Source organism: Mucilaginibacter sp. P1_D10 (assembly GCF_056406215.1).
This window is the reverse complement of the sequence record NZ_JBFUAP010000003.1, coordinates 193,978-211,975: the sequence shown is the minus strand read 5'-3', so window position 1 is coordinate 211,975 and position 17,998 is coordinate 193,978. Positions and strand designations below refer to the sequence as shown.

General features: G+C 45.4%; 11 protein-coding genes and 1 other RNA gene. 3 read left to right on the top strand and 9 right to left on the bottom strand.

The window, feature by feature from the left end; genetic code table 11:
• Window positions 1–79: 79 nt before the first annotated feature.
• Both AC1DYT_RS05415 and AC1DYT_RS05410 read right to left on the bottom strand, forming a co-directional pair.
• Entirely contained in the window at window positions 80–604 is a 525-nt protein-coding gene (locus AC1DYT_RS05415; protein WP_477461942.1) for a c-type cytochrome, read from the bottom strand.
• Window positions 605–722: 118 nt separating this feature from the next.
• The gene (locus tag AC1DYT_RS05410) at window positions 723–1,565 is read right to left on the bottom strand and encodes an SDR family oxidoreductase (RefSeq protein WP_477468624.1); all 843 of its coding nucleotides are present in this window, start codon (window positions 1,563–1,565) and stop codon (window positions 723–725) included.
• A gap of 117 nt (window positions 1,566–1,682) precedes the next feature.
• On the opposite strand from AC1DYT_RS05410, the gene AC1DYT_RS05405 reads away from it, so the two are divergent.
• Together AC1DYT_RS05405 and ssrA are read left to right on the top strand one after the other, a co-directional pair.
• A complete protein-coding gene (locus AC1DYT_RS05405; RefSeq protein ID WP_477468623.1) occupies window positions 1,683–2,738 on the top strand; it encodes an acyltransferase in 1,056 nt (351 codons plus the stop codon).
• A 93-nt stretch (window positions 2,739–2,831) separates the two neighbouring features.
• Window positions 2,832–3,202: a transfer-messenger RNA gene (gene ssrA / locus AC1DYT_RS05400) on the top strand.
• 497 nt (window positions 3,203–3,699) lie between these two features.
• Here ssrA and AC1DYT_RS05395 read toward each other — a convergent pair.
• The 7 genes from AC1DYT_RS05395 to AC1DYT_RS05365 form a co-directional block, all read right to left on the bottom strand.
• Window positions 3,700–5,973, bottom strand: a complete 2,274-nt coding sequence (locus tag AC1DYT_RS05395) for a GH92 family glycosyl hydrolase (protein ID WP_477468622.1) — start codon at window positions 5,971–5,973, stop codon at window positions 3,700–3,702.
• Window positions 5,974–6,005: 32 nt separating this feature from the next.
• The gene (locus AC1DYT_RS05390; RefSeq protein ID WP_477468621.1) at window positions 6,006–7,214 is read right to left on the bottom strand and encodes a DUF4998 domain-containing protein; all 1,209 of its coding nucleotides are present in this window, start codon (window positions 7,212–7,214) and stop codon (window positions 6,006–6,008) included.
• A gap of 10 nt (window positions 7,215–7,224) precedes the next feature.
• On the bottom strand, window positions 7,225–8,394 hold the full coding sequence (locus AC1DYT_RS05385) for a DUF5000 domain-containing lipoprotein (RefSeq protein WP_477468620.1): 1,170 nt from the start codon (window positions 8,392–8,394) through the stop codon (window positions 7,225–7,227).
• Window positions 8,395–8,430: 36 nt separating this feature from the next.
• Window positions 8,431–10,356, bottom strand: coding sequence for a RagB/SusD family nutrient uptake outer membrane protein (locus AC1DYT_RS05380; RefSeq protein WP_477468619.1), 1,926 nt, complete (start codon window positions 10,354–10,356; stop codon window positions 8,431–8,433).
• 21 nt (window positions 10,357–10,377) lie between these two features.
• Window positions 10,378–13,521: a SusC/RagA family TonB-linked outer membrane protein gene (locus AC1DYT_RS05375; RefSeq protein ID WP_477468618.1), complete on the bottom strand. Its 3,144-nt coding sequence runs from the start codon at window positions 13,519–13,521 to the stop codon at window positions 10,378–10,380.
• A 130-nt stretch (window positions 13,522–13,651) separates the two neighbouring features.
• Complete coding sequence (locus AC1DYT_RS05370) at window positions 13,652–15,055, bottom strand: sugar porter family MFS transporter (protein ID WP_477468617.1); 1,404 nt, start codon at window positions 15,053–15,055, stop codon at window positions 13,652–13,654.
• A 17-nt stretch (window positions 15,056–15,072) separates the two neighbouring features.
• The gene (locus tag AC1DYT_RS05365) at window positions 15,073–16,887 is read right to left on the bottom strand and encodes a class I mannose-6-phosphate isomerase (RefSeq protein WP_477468616.1); all 1,815 of its coding nucleotides are present in this window, start codon (window positions 16,885–16,887) and stop codon (window positions 15,073–15,075) included.
• 257 nt (window positions 16,888–17,144) lie between these two features.
• Between AC1DYT_RS05365 and AC1DYT_RS05360 the strand changes: the two genes are divergently transcribed.
• Window positions 17,145–17,873, top strand: coding sequence for a GntR family transcriptional regulator (locus AC1DYT_RS05360; RefSeq protein WP_477468615.1), 729 nt, complete (start codon window positions 17,145–17,147; stop codon window positions 17,871–17,873).
• Window positions 17,874–17,998 lie beyond the last annotated feature (125 nt).

The following is a 17,998-nucleotide window of genomic DNA, read 5'->3' as shown; positions in this document are numbered from 1 at the left end:
AACAAATTAGCGCAAAATATCAATAAAATAAAAAAGCCGCCCTTTTTTGTGGCGGCTTCATTAGGCTGTACCTAAATCGTTATTTCCCTGATGGTGGCTGCGTGCCAGGAGCAGGTGAACCCGCAGGCGGTTGAGCACCAGGTGCACCGGGACCACCAGGAGGCGGGCCACCCGGGCCACGGCGTTGCGGCGCTGGTGGGGCAACAACTTCCGGGTGCGATACACCACGGTGGCAACTGTAGCAGTTGATACCGGTTTGCGTCATCATACCCAAGCTATCCTTTTTGGCCTCGAAATATTTTTTGTTGATGTCGTTCATCATTTTATACATATGGCGAGCCATATCTTTTTCGGGCTTGGCATCGCTGGCGAAGTCCATTTTGTGGGCCTGCTCGTCGCGTACGTGGCAAAAATTGCAATGTACGTTCAAGGAGTGCGCCCATTCATCCATTACTGCATCTAATTGCTTATCAGTAATGTGTTTTGGCAAAACCTTTAAATTTTTGAATTTATGCTCTTCGGGCTGTGGCGCGGGCGACATGGCCATAAACACAACTACCGATAGCAGCGTTGCAGTGGCCAATAGTTTTTTGTTGATAGTCATTTTTTTTAGGCTGATTTAATGATACTAAGCTAACTCAAAAAAATCGAATCAAAGCGTTTGAAAACAGAAATGTTACAGAATTGTCATTTTATTTATGTTCAAACATGCTTTGGTTAGCCTAAAGGAAGGGTTCTATCATTTCCATGCTCATCTCCCATAGCTTTTTGCGGGCATCATCGTCCGTTGCCCTCGCAGCCGGGCTATGCACCTTCCCGCCTTTAAAGTATTTGCCGCTTTTGGCATCTATGCGGCTCCCCGTTGCCAGGTAAACCACATTTTGCGCTCCCTGTTCTGCCGTTATCATAAACGGTCGTGCCAACCAAAGCCACACCTTGCTGAATCCGCTGAGCCCGGCCCCGAAATTGGTGTTTACCACGCCGGGATGCAGGGCAAATGATGTAACACCCTTTGGCCCGTATTTTACGGCGATAGAACGTGTAAAGTATATATTGAAAAGCTTGGCCATAGCGTAAGCCTTAAGCGGCGAGTAGTGTGCGGTTTCCCACTGCAGATCTTTAAACTGCGCTTTACCCAGGCGGTGTGCATCGCTGCTAACGTTAATTATGCGGGCCTGCCCTTTCTCCAGCAAGGGCATCAGCAATTGGGTAAGCAAGACATGCCCGAGGTAATTTACCGCGAACGTCATCTCGAAACCATCCCTGGTAACCTGTCGAGTGGCAAATATCCCTCCTGCGTTATTTATCAGTACATTGATGCTGAAGAGGCTGCTTTTGAGGATGCCCGTAGCATTGCGGATGCTATCCATATCGGCCAGGTCGCAAGAAACCAGGTAGATATTGTTATTCTTGGATATGCTTATCAGTTCCTGCTTTACCTGTTCTCCTTTATCCATATCGCGCACCAGCAGGTAAAGAGCATGGTTTTTTTTTGCGAGCGCCAAAGCAGTTTCTTTGCCTATGCCGGATGTTGCGCCGGTGATAACGGTTGTAGTAATTGGCATGGTAATAATAGTTTGGTAAGGGGGATTTTGCTCTACCAAAACTAATATATTGCACGGTATTTGCAAAGGGCATTGTGGTAGCAAGCTACGCCCCCTGCATTCATCGCAATCATATCCATGAAACAGAGCCTTTCGACTGCCAAAAGCCCAAACATAAGCTGGATAAACAACCTGCGGTTGATAAGCATGGCTGCAGTGGTAGTTTTACATACGGCCTCTCCTTTGTTGTTCAATTATAAAACGGCTACACCTGGCAATTGGATGGCAGCAGACGTTTATAATGCCCTAACCCGATTTGCCGTGCCGGTATTTGTAATGGTAACCGGCGCATTGCTGCTAAAACGCGAATATGAACTGGGCGATTTCCTGCGGAAACGCCTTGGCCGCCTGATACTCCCTTTCCTGTTTTGGAGCCTGGTGTATGTGGGCTATCAATGGTATAACGAAATAATCGTATTCCCTGCCGATGCCTGGGGTTGCATAAAAATGGTATTGCATCAGCTAAAAACGGGCAGCTCTTACCATTTGTGGTACGTTTACCTGCTTATTGGCATGTACCTGTTTATCCCTATCCTGGGCAAATTTGCGCGGAATGCTACCGAGCGGGAACTGCTCTATTTTTTGGCCCTATGGTTTATTACCATCCTCATCAGCGAGCCATATCTCGACCGTTTCGAAACAGCAATAGACCTACACAATTTCGCCGGCTACACCGGTTACCTTGTTCTTGGCTACTACCTCACTAATAAGCAATTCAATTTTCCAGGGACCATACTTTTGATTATTTTGATATTCTGTTGCCTGGCGACAGTAATTACCATAGGCACTTATTATCTGGAAGTGAAAACCGGGGAGCTAAGCACTTATTTTTATGAACCAGTTGGCCCCTTTGTGGTGCCGCTGGCTGCAAGCGCGTTCCTTATTGCGAAACATACCACAGAAAAGATTCCTCCAAAAATCATAAGCCTCTGCGAGAACGCCGGAAAATATACGCTGGGCATCTATTTTTGTCACGCACTCATCCTGAATATTTTAGAGCTGAACGATATCACCTACGCGTTGTTCAACCCATGGCTCAGCATACCCTTGGTGGCTTTGTTATGCTTCCTGTTATCGTGGCTCTTGGTGTTGTTGATGAGTAAAATACCTTTCGTTAGACACCTGGTAGGATAATTCGGTGAACTGCTACTGTAAACTGCAAACTAAAATTAGTAACTTTGCGTTATCTGCAAACTGGCAACCGCCTACTGCGAACTTCAAAAAAATGGGGTCGACCGGAATTGACAGGATGGAGATAAATAAGTAAGCATGCAGCGCGTTGGGTGAATTAGCGCTAAAATCTGAACGCTCAAACTTTCAAATGGCGAAAATAATTTTGCCTTAGCTGCCTAATTTAGAATTAGTATAGCTTTTGTCCCGCCGGTTTTCTGTTCTGTTGGATCGGCAACCGGGGCATCGAAAAACGGAAATAGCCTGCTTAAAGGTGTGGTAAGCAAGCGAAACAAAGCACCTAAGGATTAAGGTACAGGTAAGCGGTTAACCTTCCATAGTCCCTACAATTAAATAACAGCTAAGCATGTAGAAAGCTTACTTTATACCATGTTTGGACGAGGGTTCGAATCCCTCCGGCTCCACTAAGTTCAATGTTAAAACAGACTAAAAGCCTGCAAATCAAATGATTGCAGGCTTTTATTTTTTAGTCAAATGGCTATATTATTCACCAATTCGCAATAAAAAGGGGCGTAATTCGGTGAGTAAGTTTTAGAAATCCCCTACTCACCAAAACGATTTATTGATTTGATAATCAAGATGTTCATATTTTGAACATCTTGTACAGATGTGATTGCAAGCTTAATTTTGTTTCACTTTTTAATGCTTAAAACATTATGAGAACTAATGTAAGTCAACAAATAGCAAATCCGGTTAAAGTCGATAATACTTTTCTCATACAGAAAGTAGATTGATTAATAATGTTCAATAAAAACCTGAAAGCGTGATTGTGTGGCCGTGTACTGCCAAAACCCATAAACCTTAATTTACAGCCGAAGCAGCCGGGAGAGCGCATTTTCTTAGGCCGCTGTTACAGGCAATCGATGTTGGTTTGTTTATGGTCACAATACTTAACCATTTAATATTACCGACCCGGCGAAGCACTCATAAACAATTCTAACCTACCACCTGCGGTAATATCTTTAAAGCTGATGTGATTGTTGCTTAAAGTGCGTCCGTTTAACTTTATAGATTTTATATAAATATTTTTTGGCGAATTGTTGTGAGCCTTTATCACAAACTGCTTTCCTTTGAAGAAACGTGGATCGAGATTTATGGTCATATCCGTAAATAACGGGCTGGTGATATCCACCCGCAGATCTGGCGAGGTCCCCCCATTCATCTCAAATAATCCTAAAGCGCTCATCACATACCATGCCCCCATCTGCCCCTCGTCCTCATCACCATTCCAACCAACGTAGGGCGAAGCATCGTAAAAGGTATTCAATATTTTGCGCGTATAGTATTGCGTAAGGTCGGGGCGGTTGGCATAGTTAAAAAGGTATGCCGCCTGCATATTTACTTCATTTCCATGGTTGATATAATACTCGGCAGATTGCCCCTGGGTACGATCTAGCGCATGCGCAGCAAACTTGTGGAACACCGATTTTTTAAAGCCTTCTTTTAAACGGGTTACAAAAGTGTCTTTTCCCATTGCAGTTACCACCCCAGGTATATCATGCGGTACATAGAAAGAATACTGCCATGCGTTGCCTTCCACAAAGTGGCTTACAGAGAACCTGTCGAAGTTGGCTACATAACTTCCGTCTTCCTTTTTTGGTGTAACGTAACGGTTAGCCGGGTTGAAAACGTTGCGCCAATTGCCGGATCTTTTCATGAAAAAATCAAAGTCGCTTTGTTTGTTCAAAAACGCGGCAATTTGCGCCACGCACCAGTCATCGTAGGCATAATCCAATGTTTTTGATGTTACGCCATATTCTATCGGTACGTAGCCCATCCTGGCGTACGTACTTATCTGGGGGTTGCCCGGATTACCCCCACAAACAGCCCCAGGCTCAACCTCCATATTTTTCCGCATGGCCGCATAAGCAATATCCGCATCTTTTTTTACGATGCCTTTTAAATAGGCGCTTGTCATCAATGCCATTTCGTGCGAGCCTTCCATAATGCCGGAATATTCTATCCCTGCCGCCCCTTTTGATGTCCACCCGGTTTTTTCGTACATCTCCAACTGTGTATATACCATTTGCTGCACAAACTCCGGCGAGGATAAGGTCCAAAGCAGATTCAAATTCCAAAACGAATTCCAGTAAGCATCACCACCAATCATTGCCTTGCGGCCGCCAGTTAACTGCTGTAAATTTTCGCAGGCGTCAAGGTATTTGCCGTTAACATCACTCATAATCATTTTGGCGGTAAAGCACCGGTAAAAGTTGGTGTAGAATTTTATCTTATCCTGCTCAGTGCCACCGCTCACCATTATGGTGCTCAACTGCTTGTTCCAAACGGCACGGTTATGTTTTACCAGCGCATCAAAATCCCAACCAAAAGGTTTCAGCTCTGTTTGGAGGTTAAGCCTTGCCTGTTCAATGCTTACGAAAGAGATGCCGGTGCGTACAATAATCTGCTCGGCCTTTATAGTGGGGAAGGTAACATAGGCTCCCAATTCTTTATCCGCTTTCACCTCAGTTTCGCCTTTAACCTCCTGTCCGTACCTAAACCCCCGGAATTTGCTGAAGGGCTTGTTAAACTGCATCACAAAGTGCAGAGTGTAATCATTAAAATTAGCCGCTGAAATTTTAGCATAGCCCTGTATCTCGGTATCGCTTACTTTAGTTATCACGGCATCCTTCATATCGTAACCATACTCCTGCGGCGGGTTCATTTGTATCATTACCCGATTTGATGGATCGGCAGGGAAGTTATAGCGCTGTACGCCGGTACGCTCTGTCGCGGTAAGTTCCGCTTTTACATTTGGGTCGATGAGGTAAACAGAATAATAACCCGGGCTGGCGTGCTCATCCTTATGATCAAAACGGGAATGATAGCCGGCGCCGGCCCCTTTAAACGGCGCGTCTGCCGAACCAGGGCTCAGCGCCAAATCACCGTTCGCGGGCATGGTTGATAATCCCGCCATCGTCCAGCCGTGTAAAAATGAAAAGCCGTGGATACTGCCAATAGCATAATCATACCCCCCCTGCCATACGCTGCCCTGATTATCCGGGCTTAGTTTCACCATCCCATTGGGCTGGGTTACCCCCGGGAAAAGCATCCACCTGGAGTTGGAGGTGCCTATCATCGGGTCCACGTAATCTATCGGCTGTTTGGTTTGGCCGTAGCTCTCCTCTATTGCTAAAATAAGGGAGAGCGCGGCGATGGCTATTTTAATATTTTTCATCAATCTATCTATAAGAACCGGGCTGCTGGCTATTATCTATCGTGCGTGTAAAAGCTAAATTCCTCCATCGTCATAAAGCCGCTGTTACCCCAGTTGGTTAGTAGTTTAAACCGGTAGTATCTAAACTTAGGCGTTCCGGCAGGTGCTGTAAATTCTTCGCCCGCCTTTGCATAGTCCACATCAGCCTGCGTATTATTGCCAACCGGCTGCCCGGAAGGTTTTATCGAGGTATATGTACCGCCTATTTTTGTCCAGCTGGCATCAAAACTGCCATCTGCCGAAGGGTTGTTACTGCCATACAATTCAAAAGTTTTTACGCTTTCTTTCTCGTAAAGCCTGTCGTTTGCCTGCCATGTTTTAAACCGGCTGATAGCCGCGGCTGCTCCGGCATCAAAAGTAAACCAGCAAGGCACCCTGTTTTGGGTAGCAAAGCCGGGCGGATTGTAATTATTATCCCATAGATATTGTTGAAGCCAGCCATAGCCACCATCGCCAACATCGGTAGGCAATACCACTAATTTAAAATTTGACTTAGATAACTCCCTTTCAAAATCAGGCAATGTGGTTTCTGATAACGCCGGTGAAAAATCCTCAAAAGCGGTAGTATCCGGCCGATATAATGACCGGTATGTTAATTTACTTTTTGCGGTGTAACTGGGCAAATTTGTGGCAATTTCAGTAGATTTCATCAAAATTCTTTGATTTGTACCGTCTTGTGCCACGTAATTAATTTCGGTCGCTAATTCGCCGCCTGCAGATGGGCCCCAGGCCAATTGGATTTGGCTGCCATCGGGTGACGGGGTTACCGTTTTTAACGTGCGGTTGGTGAGCGAGCTTAAATAACTGTCGCCATACACTACGCCCGAGCTGTTGGCCACAACCGACTTATGATTGCCTGCATCAAAGGTGTAAACCGTAAAGTTATAATTACCCTCGGTAAGGTTTGGGATAATGATTTTCACGGTATCCTTAGTATGGTCAACCGGTACATCAACCGAATCGAGTTGGTTGTTCCAGTAGGCACGTATTTTAGTAACCAGCGGGTCGTTACCTAATATTACCGCAAGCTGAATGCGTTTGTAGCCTGCCTGTGCCAGTACGGAATCTGCACGACCGGGATACACTATCTCTCCGCCTTTCTGGAATTTATTATAGGCATCTCCTGTTGTTTTTGTACAGGAGATGATGGCTGCCACCAGTACGACTGTCATCAAAATGGCCAAGTTCTTTATTGTCTTCATCTTCAATTTTTTAGTTTGGATCGCCCCACATACTTAATTCGTAGAAATTCACGTAAGTACCGTTAGACCAGTTTTTAAGCGTTTTAAACCTGATGTAACGCACCTTTGGGGTATTTAGGCCGAACGTAACTGTTTCGCCCGCATGCGCCGCATCCATATCCGCCTGGGTAAGCTGCCCGCTTGGTAAGCCTGATGGTTTTATTTGTTCGTGCGTGGCCAGTAAGGTCCAGCTACTATCAAAACTACCATCCGGGTTGGGGTTGTTGGATCCCCATATCTCAACCACGCGCGGATTGTGCAAAGAGTAGAAGAACTGATCGCGCATGTACCAGTTAAGCCTGCTCAGCTTAGCGGTAACGCCCATATCAAAGGTGAACCATTGCGGCATCCTTGCGGCATCGCCCGAGTGGTAGAAACCATCGAGGATATTACCATCAAAAAGGCCGTTGATGTTACCGTTATAGCCCAGTGGCGCATCGGTAGGTAGTACAACACCTTTCATTTTTGTACGGTCGAGCTTTACTTCGAAGAATGGCGTAAGGGTAACAATCAGCGTATCGGACAGGTTACCCCACCTGTCGCGTACAAATACGCCAAACTTGGTTGGCACAGCAGGCAAGTTGCGTACCGCAAAGTTGCCTGCCCGCAGGTTGGTGTAATTGGTTGTTGTAGGAGAAAACTGCCCCAGTGAATCATTCGCAAGCACTACGATTGCCAGGCTTTCTTCAGCTTTGTTGCTGAACTGAATATTGATACCTCCAAAGTCGGGTTTAACTAATATGCTATCACGCACCAGGTCTACCGAAGGTGTAAGCGGATGAACCGTAACCTCTAAAGGTGCAGATGCGTTTTCGCTTTTATCCACCGCATAAAGGGTTACTTTATAAGCGCTGGTATCGCCAAAACCTACAACGGTTAGGTTACTGTTAAAACGGCTCACCTTTGTTTCGCGCATAACACCTTGTTTGGTGGTGTACTGCGCTTTAACATAAAGCAGGTCGGCATCGCCGGGTAATTTGTAGCTGATTTTTGCCGCGCCATTAAGGTTCTCTACAGTAACATCAGTAACCTGGCCGGGGGCTACGCTATCCTTCTCTACCGGTGCTAACGGCTCCTGCTTGCACGAATTGACGGCCAGCAGGCCCAACGCTATGCTACAGATGTAAAATATATTTTTCATTTTCAATATCATTTAATTGAATTTATAAGCTTTTAATTACCATCCGGGGTTTTGCGCCAGGTTAGGATTTATCTGGAGGTTGTACTCCTTTATCGGCCAAAAATAATCGCGCGGACCAATAAACCTTGGGTTATACAACAGCACTTTGCGGTTATAATCCTCGTAAGTGCTCTTCTCAATGTCCCAACCATAAATTGGCTGGCTTAACACCGCCGGCGCAGTTTTCCAGCGGCGAAGGTCCCAAAAGCGGCTGCCTTCAAATGCCATTTCAATAGCGCGCTCGTGGTGAATGATATCGCGGAGGCCCTCCACATTGGTGTATTTACCCGGCTGGTTAGAATAGGTTGACCATGAGGTTTCTACCGATTTTAAGCCCGCACGCGCCCTAATCTGGTTCAGATAAGGTAGCGCTTCTGCTGATTTTCCTGACTCATTTAAGGCCTCGGCATACATCAGGTACACATCGGCCAGGCGGATAACCGGCCATGGATACGATTCTACCGTGGTATTGGTAGATGAATACACCAGGTTCCAGTTTACCAACTTTTTGGTATAGTAGCCCGTTATTGAATAAATACGGCTTTGTTTTTTACCTGAGTACTGCTCCGATTTACTTTGGATGTTGTAGTTACCATTCTTCATAAACCATTTAGATCCATCAAACGCCATATCTGCATAAAAACGCCTCTCTCTGTTAAAATGCAGGCCTATAGTTTTGTAGCCTTCCTGCATGCCGGTATCTGCATTGGTAACCGTGCGCAGGTTAAAGCGGTTGGCATAATCCCAGGTTTTATCTTCCTCTATGGGTACACCGTTATTGGTATAAAACAGTTCAGCCATTTTTAACGGTGGTGCAAGTTTGCCCTTTAAATCGCCATTGAAGTTATTTGGATCGAGCTGAGGGATAGCGTATAGCTGTAACCAATAAGTTGGATTGCCACTTGCTGTTGAGCCCCAGATCAGTTCACTGTTCCACTTTTCGCAGATTGCGTTACGGATGTTTAATTCCGTTTTAGTTGTTGGGTCAACTGTTACCAATGATGAATTAAAATAATACAGTTTTATATTCACTGCGTTTGCTGCATCAATAGCGGCTTTACAAGCTGTTGCTGCGCGCTCCCATTTTGTTGCATCATAGGTTGCATTAAATAGCGGTACGCCATTCTTGCCTTTTAAACCTGCAAAATCGGTATTACCATTAAACAAAGGGCTTGCTGCAGTAACTAACACACGTGCCTTAATAGACAAAGCAGCAACCTTGGTTACGCGGCCTAATTCTGTAGAGGTGCTGGTAATCACGCTCGGTAAACCGCTGTTAGCATCACCTGCGGCGGCATCATCCAGCAGATTTGAAATATAATTCACAACCGAATCAACAGGCGCACGGTAAACCTGTACTTCTTCCGGCGTTGCGGTGGTTGGTAAGTTTTTATCCAGAATAGGGATAGGGCCGTACATCCGTAATAGGTACCAGTGGTAGTAGGCTTTTAAAAATTTAGCCTCGGCCACCCAACGTTCTTTTACATAGGGTTGCAGATCCGGCACACGGTCAACATTTTCCAGGAAGATATTACAGGTACGGATACCCTGCCATAATGATTTACCGTCGAAGCTGTCCCAATAGTTCATGTAGGGGTTATCGCGGTTTTGGTTACCACGGGCAATGTTGTATGGATCCAGGAAGAAGAAATCCTGAGTCATTGGCCAGTAGGTCCAGGCTTCGTCGCCACCGCTAAAGGCCGGGTTTTTATCCGGATGGCCTTCTTGCGGCAGGTAGGTGTAGCAAGTAAATAAATACTTCTCTGCCTCGTTACGATTGGCAAAAACGTTATCAATGGTAGCCACGTTATCCGGCACAATATCCAGGTAGCTTTTTTTACAGCCTGCCGCCACAATCAGCAGCATTGTTAAGGCAACAATGGTGTGGCTGGGGCTGCCTATATATGTTTTAAATCTTTTCATCTCTATAATTAGCTAATTGGTTTACAATTGGATATTTAAACCCAGGTTAAACACTTTTTGTATAGGGTAACCCAGGCCGTTCCCACCCTGCTCGGGATCCCAAAGTTTGAATGCGCTCACAAGAAACAAGTTGGAGCCATTTGCATAAAGCCTGAAGCCCGAGATATGGAGCCGTTTAAGTGCATTCCCTTTAATGTTATAGCCAATTTCGGCGCTTTTCATTCTTAGGAAAGCCCCATTGCGCATCCACCAGTTTGATGGCTGGTTGTTGTTGGCGCTTTGGGTGAGCCCTAAACGCGGCCAAAAAGCGTATAGGTTGCGGTTATCTTCTGACCAATGGTCATTTGCGATAACATTCAACAAACCGTGTTGGTTAGCACCATCCTGCACAAACGGAGAGATAGCAGCAGGATCGATAAACAGCGACGACCTTGCCGAGCCCTGGAAGAAGGTGCTGATATCGAAATTTTTGTATCCGAATGAAAAACCGAAACCGTAGATGATCTCCGGTGTGGTTGGGTAACCAATACCGTTCACCATATCAAGCGCGGTTATCTGGCCGTCTCCGTTTACATCGCGATATTTGATATCGCCCCCTCTTACTTCGCCGAAGTTTTGCTTTGGCGAGTTTTTCACATCCTCATCATCCACAAAAAGGCGCTCGGCAATTAAGCCGTACGATTCGCCGAGCGATTGTCCAACGCGGGATAAATACGACATGTTAGCGGGGTAGTTTGGCTCCTCGTTAACCAGTAATTTGCTGGCTGCATAAGTAAACGTTCCGCGCATTTGCAACCAGGCTTGCCCAAATGTTTTGTTGTAATCCATTGCAACATCCACGCCTTTACCTTCGGCAATACCCACGTTGGCACTAACCGGTGCGGTAAGGCCCATGGTGCTTGGTATATAAGCGCGTTGCATCAAAATATTGCTGCGGCGTTCGTGGTAGGCATCAATGGTGATGTTAAGCGCATCCCAAAGGCCAAGGTCCATACCTATGTTTAGCTTTTGCGATTTCTCCCAGGTAATGGCATCATTCGCATACCTGGAGATAGATACTCCCGGCCTGTAGAAGTTGTAGTTCTCGCCAAAGTAAGCGCCATAGTTACCATCGTTAAGCGATACGTTTGAGAGGTAGAAGAACCTATCGCTGGCGTTGCCAATCTGGTCGTTACCTACTAAGCCGTAAGTTGCGCGGAACTTTAATTTGGTGATGGTGCGGGCTATCGGCTCAAAAAATTTCTCGTTGTTAACGTTCCAGGCTACGCCGATGGATGGGAAAAAACCGAACCGGTTGTTTTGCGCAAAACGCTCCGAGCCATTGTAACCAAAGTTGGTCTCCAATAAATACCTGTTATCATACCCATACGTAAAACGGCCAGAAACGCCCTCATTACGAAATGGCAGCGATGATTGCAGATCGCCGGCATTACCATTTAAGTAGTTGCGACGGATACCGATAAGTAAGCCGCTTAGGTTGTGTACTTTATTAAAGGTGCGGTTATAGTTAACAGCAAGCTCGCCGTAAGTAGTGGTATTGGTAAGCTTTGAACCTTCTTTATAGTTAAGGTATTCTGTTGCCGTATTTTCGTTGATCAATGACAGCACGTAGCCCTTGGGATCGTTGATGGATGCTGCCGAGGCATAGTAGAACGGTGTATATTGACGGCTTAAGTCGAAATAAGAATAGCGCTTTGTGTAAATCATGGCGCGGGCAGACAGGCCCTGGGTAATGAAGTTCAAATCCTGCTTCAATTCTACCTGTGCGTTCAGCGTAGAGGTGTTATATTGCTGATAGCCTGACACCATGGAAGCCAAGGGGTTGGTATAGTAATCGCCGTTGGAGCCACGACGTGCGTTACCAAACAGCGGGTGATTTGCAAACGGCAAAGCTGATGCCGGGTAGGTAGCAGGGAACAGTACCGGGTTGGCATTTAACGTGCTGGCAAATACAGCGCCGCCACCGCCAACAGGGCCGCTAAAGTCATCAAAATCACCGGAGGTTCTTAAAATAGCCTCGGTAGAAGAGGTTAATTTGATATTGATGTTAGAGCGGATCTGGTAGCTTTTAAGGCTAACATTGTTATTAACGTTATTATTTGCCTGCGTTCTTAAAATGCCGTTATCCTGGTTGGCAGTAGCTGCAACATAATATTGCGCTTTGTTAACACCTCCGGTTATGTTTAAGTTGAGCCGTTGATTACTGGTGTAGTCCTTAATCAAGGAACCGATCCAATCGTTACTTGGGTAAAGCAAAGGGTTATCACCTGCTATGGTATGATCTATCTTGGTTTGGCTGTATGGCAACGCAGCTAAGGGGTTACGTGTTAAGGACCCTTCGTTAGCCAATTGCATGTAAGTAATGTTATCTGCCAAACGGAAGTTTTGCGTGTTTGAGGAAACTGAGTTCTCGAAACGCACATTCATTTTGGTGTCGCCAACCTTACCCGATTTTGTGGTTACCAGTATTACGCCATTTGCACCGCGTGCGCCGTAAAGCGATGAGGCAGCAGCATCTTTCAATACCGAGAAACCGGCAATATCATCCGGCTGCAAACGGGCAAGCGTGGTGTTGGTAGATTCCATGCCATCTATCAGTATCAATGGGTCTATTTTACCGGCGCCGAATGATGTGATACCGCGGATAAAGAAGGAAGCATTATCTGCCCCCGGCTCGCCGCTACGCTGGTAGGAGATCAAACCAGAGATACGACCCGCCAGCATGGTGGTTAAGTTGCTTGTGGGCCCCTTAATATCCTTGGGCGATACCGTGGTTATAGCACTTACCAGGCTTTCCTTTTTCTGCTGGCCGTAGGCCACAACAACCACCTCGTTCAGGTCGTTTTTGTTTTCCAGCAAAATCACATTAACAAGTGTCCATTTACCTACAGCGATTTCCTGTTTGGTATAGCCTACGAAGGTAAATACCAGTGTATCGGCACGCTCGGGCATCCTCACGGAGTAATCGCCCTCTTTGTTGGTGATTGCCCCGCCCTGAAAATGCTTTACCGACACGCTAACGCCGGGCATAGTAAGGCCCTTGCTGTCGGTTACTTTTCCGGTCACCGTGGTTTGGGCCTGGGCCCTCACCGTGAGGACGCACCCCAGCAGCATTAAAAAATAAAGGTATCTAACCTTTAAGTGTGTAAAAAGTCTCTCATTCATAATTGGTTTTTAGTAATAATTGGCAATGGTTTAAATTGAGGTTTAGTTTATTGCTGCGCCCGATGCCGGTTTAGCTCATCATACACAGCCTGTTAATGTTTTATGGTGTATCGTTTATTTTCATCGGCATTTATTTTTTAGGGGCATAATTTGTTTTCCAAAAGGTTTCTATCGTTTCCAGGGATTTACCCTTGGTTTCGGGTATTAGTTTCCAGGTTATCCATAAAGCCGGCGAGCAGCACAATGCAAACAGCCAGAACGTTCCGGACGGGCCTACGCCATCCAGCAACAGCGGCGTTAACTGCCCCACCAAAAAGTTGCCTACCCATAGGGATAGCGTTGCAAGTGCCATGGCTTTGCCGCGGATTGCATTCGGAAATATCTCGCCGATGACCACCCAGCATACCGGCCCGAAAGAAAAGGCAAAGCAGGCGATGAACATTAAGATGAAAATCAATATCCACGGGCCGGTAGTGATATTACAAGCGAAGAGCAGGCCGATAACCAAAAGCGCCAATACGGCCCCGCCTATACCAACAACCAGCAGTGGCCTCCGCCCCCATTTGTCAATGGTAAAAATGGCCACAAACGTAAATACTACGTTTACCAATCCTATGGTTACCTGCCCGCCCAACGCGTTGTTCAGGGTAAAGCCCGCCTGTTCCAAAATCCTCGGGCCATAATAAATTACCGCGTTTATGCCGCACACCTGCGAGAGAAAAGGGAGTAACAAACCAATCCATAGCGGTGTGCGATACATTGGGGTGAATAGTTGTCTTAAAGAGGTATCCTCGTCGCTGCCGTGTGATTTGTTAAAGTCGGCTATTTCGTGATCGGCCGCTTCGACACCATCTATTTTGGTGAGTATTGCCTTTGCTTTCTGTTCCTGCCCTTTTAACAATAGCCATCTTGGCGATTCGGGCACTAAAAACAGCATCACCAAAAATATAGCTGCGGGTACCGCACCCAGCCCGAGCATGGCACGCCATACCTCGGCCGAGAAGATCTTTTGAATTCCCGCTGTGGCAAATGCATCTTGTGTGTGGTTGGCTAAATAAGCATTTGAAAAGTATGCCAAAACAATACCTATGGTTAAGGCCAGTTGGTACAAAGAAACTGTCATCCCCCGGAAACGAGCCGGCGAAAATTCTGATATGTATAGCGGCGACACCATTGATGCGACGCCTATACCCAAACCCCCAACCAGCCTGGAGATAATCAACAAATTAAAAGATGTGGAAAGCATGCAACCTAGTGCCGAAGCCAGGAATAATACCGCCGATAAGATCAGTACAATTTTACGTCCATATTTGTCGCTTAACTTGCCTGATATGCTTACGCCTGCAATGCATCCCAACAGGGCGCAGCTTACAAACCAGCCTTCGTTAACGGCATCCAAACTAAAATCTTTTTTAACAAGGCTTACCGTGCCGGATATAACAGCAGTATCAAACCCGAATAAAAAACCGCCCAAAGCTGCCACCAGGCAAACCAAAGCCAGGTAAGTATTGCTTTTATTTTTTGCAGTATTCATTGTTGCTACGTTCATTTTTATTTTAAAAAGGCTTTAATAACTTTCAAACTACCGTAGCCCTTGTTAATGAGTTTGTATGATGTTGCCGCTGCAGGGACCACAAAGGTTTCGGCGTATGCAAAGACCTGGCTGGTGCCGTCTGCGGTTTCTAACAGTACCTGCTCACCTTCAACTACCATTAAAATATGGCAGCAATTATTTGTATTTACCTGCGCATAGGTATCAAACTCTATGCGATGCACATCATAAAAATGCTTTGCATGCGTTGGCAGGTGTACTAGCTTGTAATCTGCCCTCTGTTCTATAACCTGCGGTTTAGATATGTATTCTTCGGTAACCGCATCGCCCTTGCATTCAAAATTTACATTGTTAAGTGCGTGTTCTATATTGATAGGGCGCGGGTTGCCATCCAGATCCAGCCTCAACCAATCGTACATTTTAAAAGTGAAGATGTACGGTGTTGCACTAATCTCCAGCACCAGGTTATTTGCACCAGCGCTATGGATAGTACCATTGGGGATTAAAAACAAGTCGTGTTTTTTTGCGTTATGCACCTGCACAAAATCTACAATATCCAGTTCCACGTTTTCGTCCTGGCTTTTTTCCAACGCATTTCTGAATTCAACCGGGTTGATGTTATCCTGGAAACCGAGGTAAACCTTTGCGTTTTCCTTGCAATCTAAAATATAGTAGGTTTCATCCTGCGTAATAGTTTCGCCAAATACTTCCTGGATGTATTTTAAGGCAGGGTGGCATTGAATGGATAAGTTGCCGCCATCGAAAGTGTCTAAAAAATCGAACCGGATCGGGAACTCGTCACCAAACTGTTCAGCATGTTTGCCCATCACCTGCCTTTGATTATGGAACATTAAAAAATCAAAAGATACTTCCAGCAGGTAACCATTGCTCTCGAAAACCAAGCCATTCTCAGGCACTATCAACTCAAACGACCAGGCATAATTCACTACATCCTGATTCATGCCGGGGATGTGTTCTTTTATCCATTGCCCCCCCCAGGCACCAGGTTCGAACCATGGACGCACACGGATCACGGAACGACTCATTTTATTTAATCCTTCGGCCAGGTCCGATTTAAACATCCAGTTGATATCATTCGCCCATTGGCCGTCGGCTATTACCGCAATCCTATCCAGCAGTTCCTTTTTATGTTGATTAAGCAAAACCCAATCTACAAAATAGAAGCGCTTGTACATGGCAAAAGGCGATTCGGTTTCGCTGTTACCTAAATTTGTTACAGAGCCGGCCCGCATACGAAATTGCAATTCGTTTTTTGGCAGGTCGATGTATAAAACCGGCGCATCCCAATTAGCTAACGAAGCCCCAGGCCCCATTATAATATTGATATCAAATCCTTTATCGGGTGAAACGGAACCGAGTTCTTCGGTGTAAAGATCCTTCAGTGCAAGCGTACATTTAGTCCCCCAAACGGAGTCTGCAGTACCTAAAAAGGGACTTACCAATATATCGACCTCTGTTTGCGGCTTTAAATAATTTGTAGTATAAATCCAATTTACCTTCAGCCTCTTTAAAGACAGCTGTTCTTCGATGCAAGTTTTTACGCTATCCCAAAGCACACCCACATAACCCTCTATCACAACTGTTTTTTGCCCGGCTATCCAATTTGTAAGCGACGCATAGCCGTTAAAGATGCTGCCATCAGCAAGTTTATGCGCAGGGTATATGTTGTACCTGCCAGCCAACGCTGTATTATTAGCTAACCGTGCGGGCATAACCGGCTGCGATGACTTGCGCAGGTTAGCAGCGTTTGAATTGTTTAACAGAATTTGTTCTTTAGATAAAATTAAACTCATTTTAATTGTACATATGTACATACATATTACAAGATACAAGTAAATACCTTATGTATGTTTTGGTTGGTGCTGAAAAATTTATTATTGGCTATATATTATAATGTACAAACATATCAAATAAATTGTAAATCCAAATTTTAAATAAAAAATTTAATTATTGCCTTAAAAAACGCCAACCAAGCGAATTTGATAATTCGGTATGTCTAAACAAATGAAACGGCTTTTAAAATACTTAACATTGCATATATTTGTATTAGATGAAGTATTCTATCGATCATAAAAGCCCGGTACCTTTACATGCACAGGCAGAGATTTTACTGCGGAAATTAATTGAAGAAGAAGAGTATCAAAACGGCAAGATACTCCCCAACGAGGTTGAACTGGCCAAGATGTTGGCCATATCGCGCACCACGTTAAGGCAGGCCATAACCAAACTGGTTTTTGAAGGGCTTTTGGTGCGCAAGAAAAGGACCGGGACAAAGGTTGCGCAGGCGGCAGTGAGTTCTAAATCGAACAATTGGCTCAGCTTTTCGCAGGAAATGAAATTAAGGGGCATCACCATCCGTAATTTTGAATTACATGTTACCTGGGAAATGCCCAGCACCGAAGTAGTGCGGTTTTTTGAAATTAAACCCGATAAGCAGGTTTTAAAAATGGAACGTGTACGGGGTAAAACAGACGAACCATTTGTATACTTCGCTTCATACTTTCACCCCCGGGTGGGCCTAACCGGCGATGAAGACTTCAAAAGGCCGTTATATGAGCTTTTAGAACACGAGTATTCTGTAATTGCTACCCTGTCGAAAGAAGAAATAAGCGCTATGGCGGCTGATAAATTCATTGCCGAAAAGCTGCGTGTGCCTGTTGGCAGCCCAATATTATTCAGAAAACGTTTTGTTTTTGACCAGGGAGAGCGCCCAATAGAGTTTAACATTGGCTATTATAAGGCCGACAGCTTTGTCTATACGGTTGAAAGCACCCGATAAGCTGCCTTAGGAGAATAAGAAGCGGCCGCTTAGGCTATATTTGCCAAATTAGTTGGGCATTTGCCAATACCCTTTATAAAGATTTCTTCGTATTTCTTCTCAGGGTTTTTAGGGCATTGATTTAG

What these genes read in the sequence shown, in the direction of transcription:
- AC1DYT_RS05415 (WP_477461942.1), bottom strand. Translation starts at nt 604, where the DNA reads ATGACTATCAACAAAAAACTATTGGCCACTGCAACGCTGCTATCGGTA.
- AC1DYT_RS05410 (WP_477468624.1), bottom strand. Translation starts at nt 1,565, where the DNA reads ATGCCAATTACTACAACCGTTATCACCGGCGCAACATCCGGCATAGGC.
- AC1DYT_RS05405 (WP_477468623.1), top strand. Translation starts at nt 1,683, where the DNA reads ATGAAACAGAGCCTTTCGACTGCCAAAAGCCCAAACATAAGCTGGATA.
- AC1DYT_RS05395 (WP_477468622.1), bottom strand. Translation starts at nt 5,973, where the DNA reads ATGAAAAATATTAAAATAGCCATCGCCGCGCTCTCCCTTATTTTAGCA.
- AC1DYT_RS05390 (WP_477468621.1), bottom strand. Translation starts at nt 7,214, where the DNA reads ATGAAGACAATAAAGAACTTGGCCATTTTGATGACAGTCGTACTGGTG.
- AC1DYT_RS05385 (WP_477468620.1), bottom strand. Translation starts at nt 8,394, where the DNA reads ATGAAAAATATATTTTACATCTGTAGCATAGCGTTGGGCCTGCTGGCC.
- AC1DYT_RS05380 (WP_477468619.1), bottom strand. Translation starts at nt 10,356, where the DNA reads ATGAAAAGATTTAAAACATATATAGGCAGCCCCAGCCACACCATTGTT.
- AC1DYT_RS05375 (WP_477468618.1), bottom strand. Translation starts at nt 13,521, where the DNA reads ATGAATGAGAGACTTTTTACACACTTAAAGGTTAGATACCTTTATTTT.
- AC1DYT_RS05370 (WP_477468617.1), bottom strand. Translation starts at nt 15,055, where the DNA reads ATGAATACTGCAAAAAATAAAAGCAATACTTACCTGGCTTTGGTTTGC.
- AC1DYT_RS05365 (WP_477468616.1), bottom strand. Translation starts at nt 16,887, where the DNA reads ATGAGTTTAATTTTATCTAAAGAACAAATTCTGTTAAACAATTCAAAC.
- AC1DYT_RS05360 (WP_477468615.1), top strand. Translation starts at nt 17,145, where the DNA reads ATGAAGTATTCTATCGATCATAAAAGCCCGGTACCTTTACATGCACAG.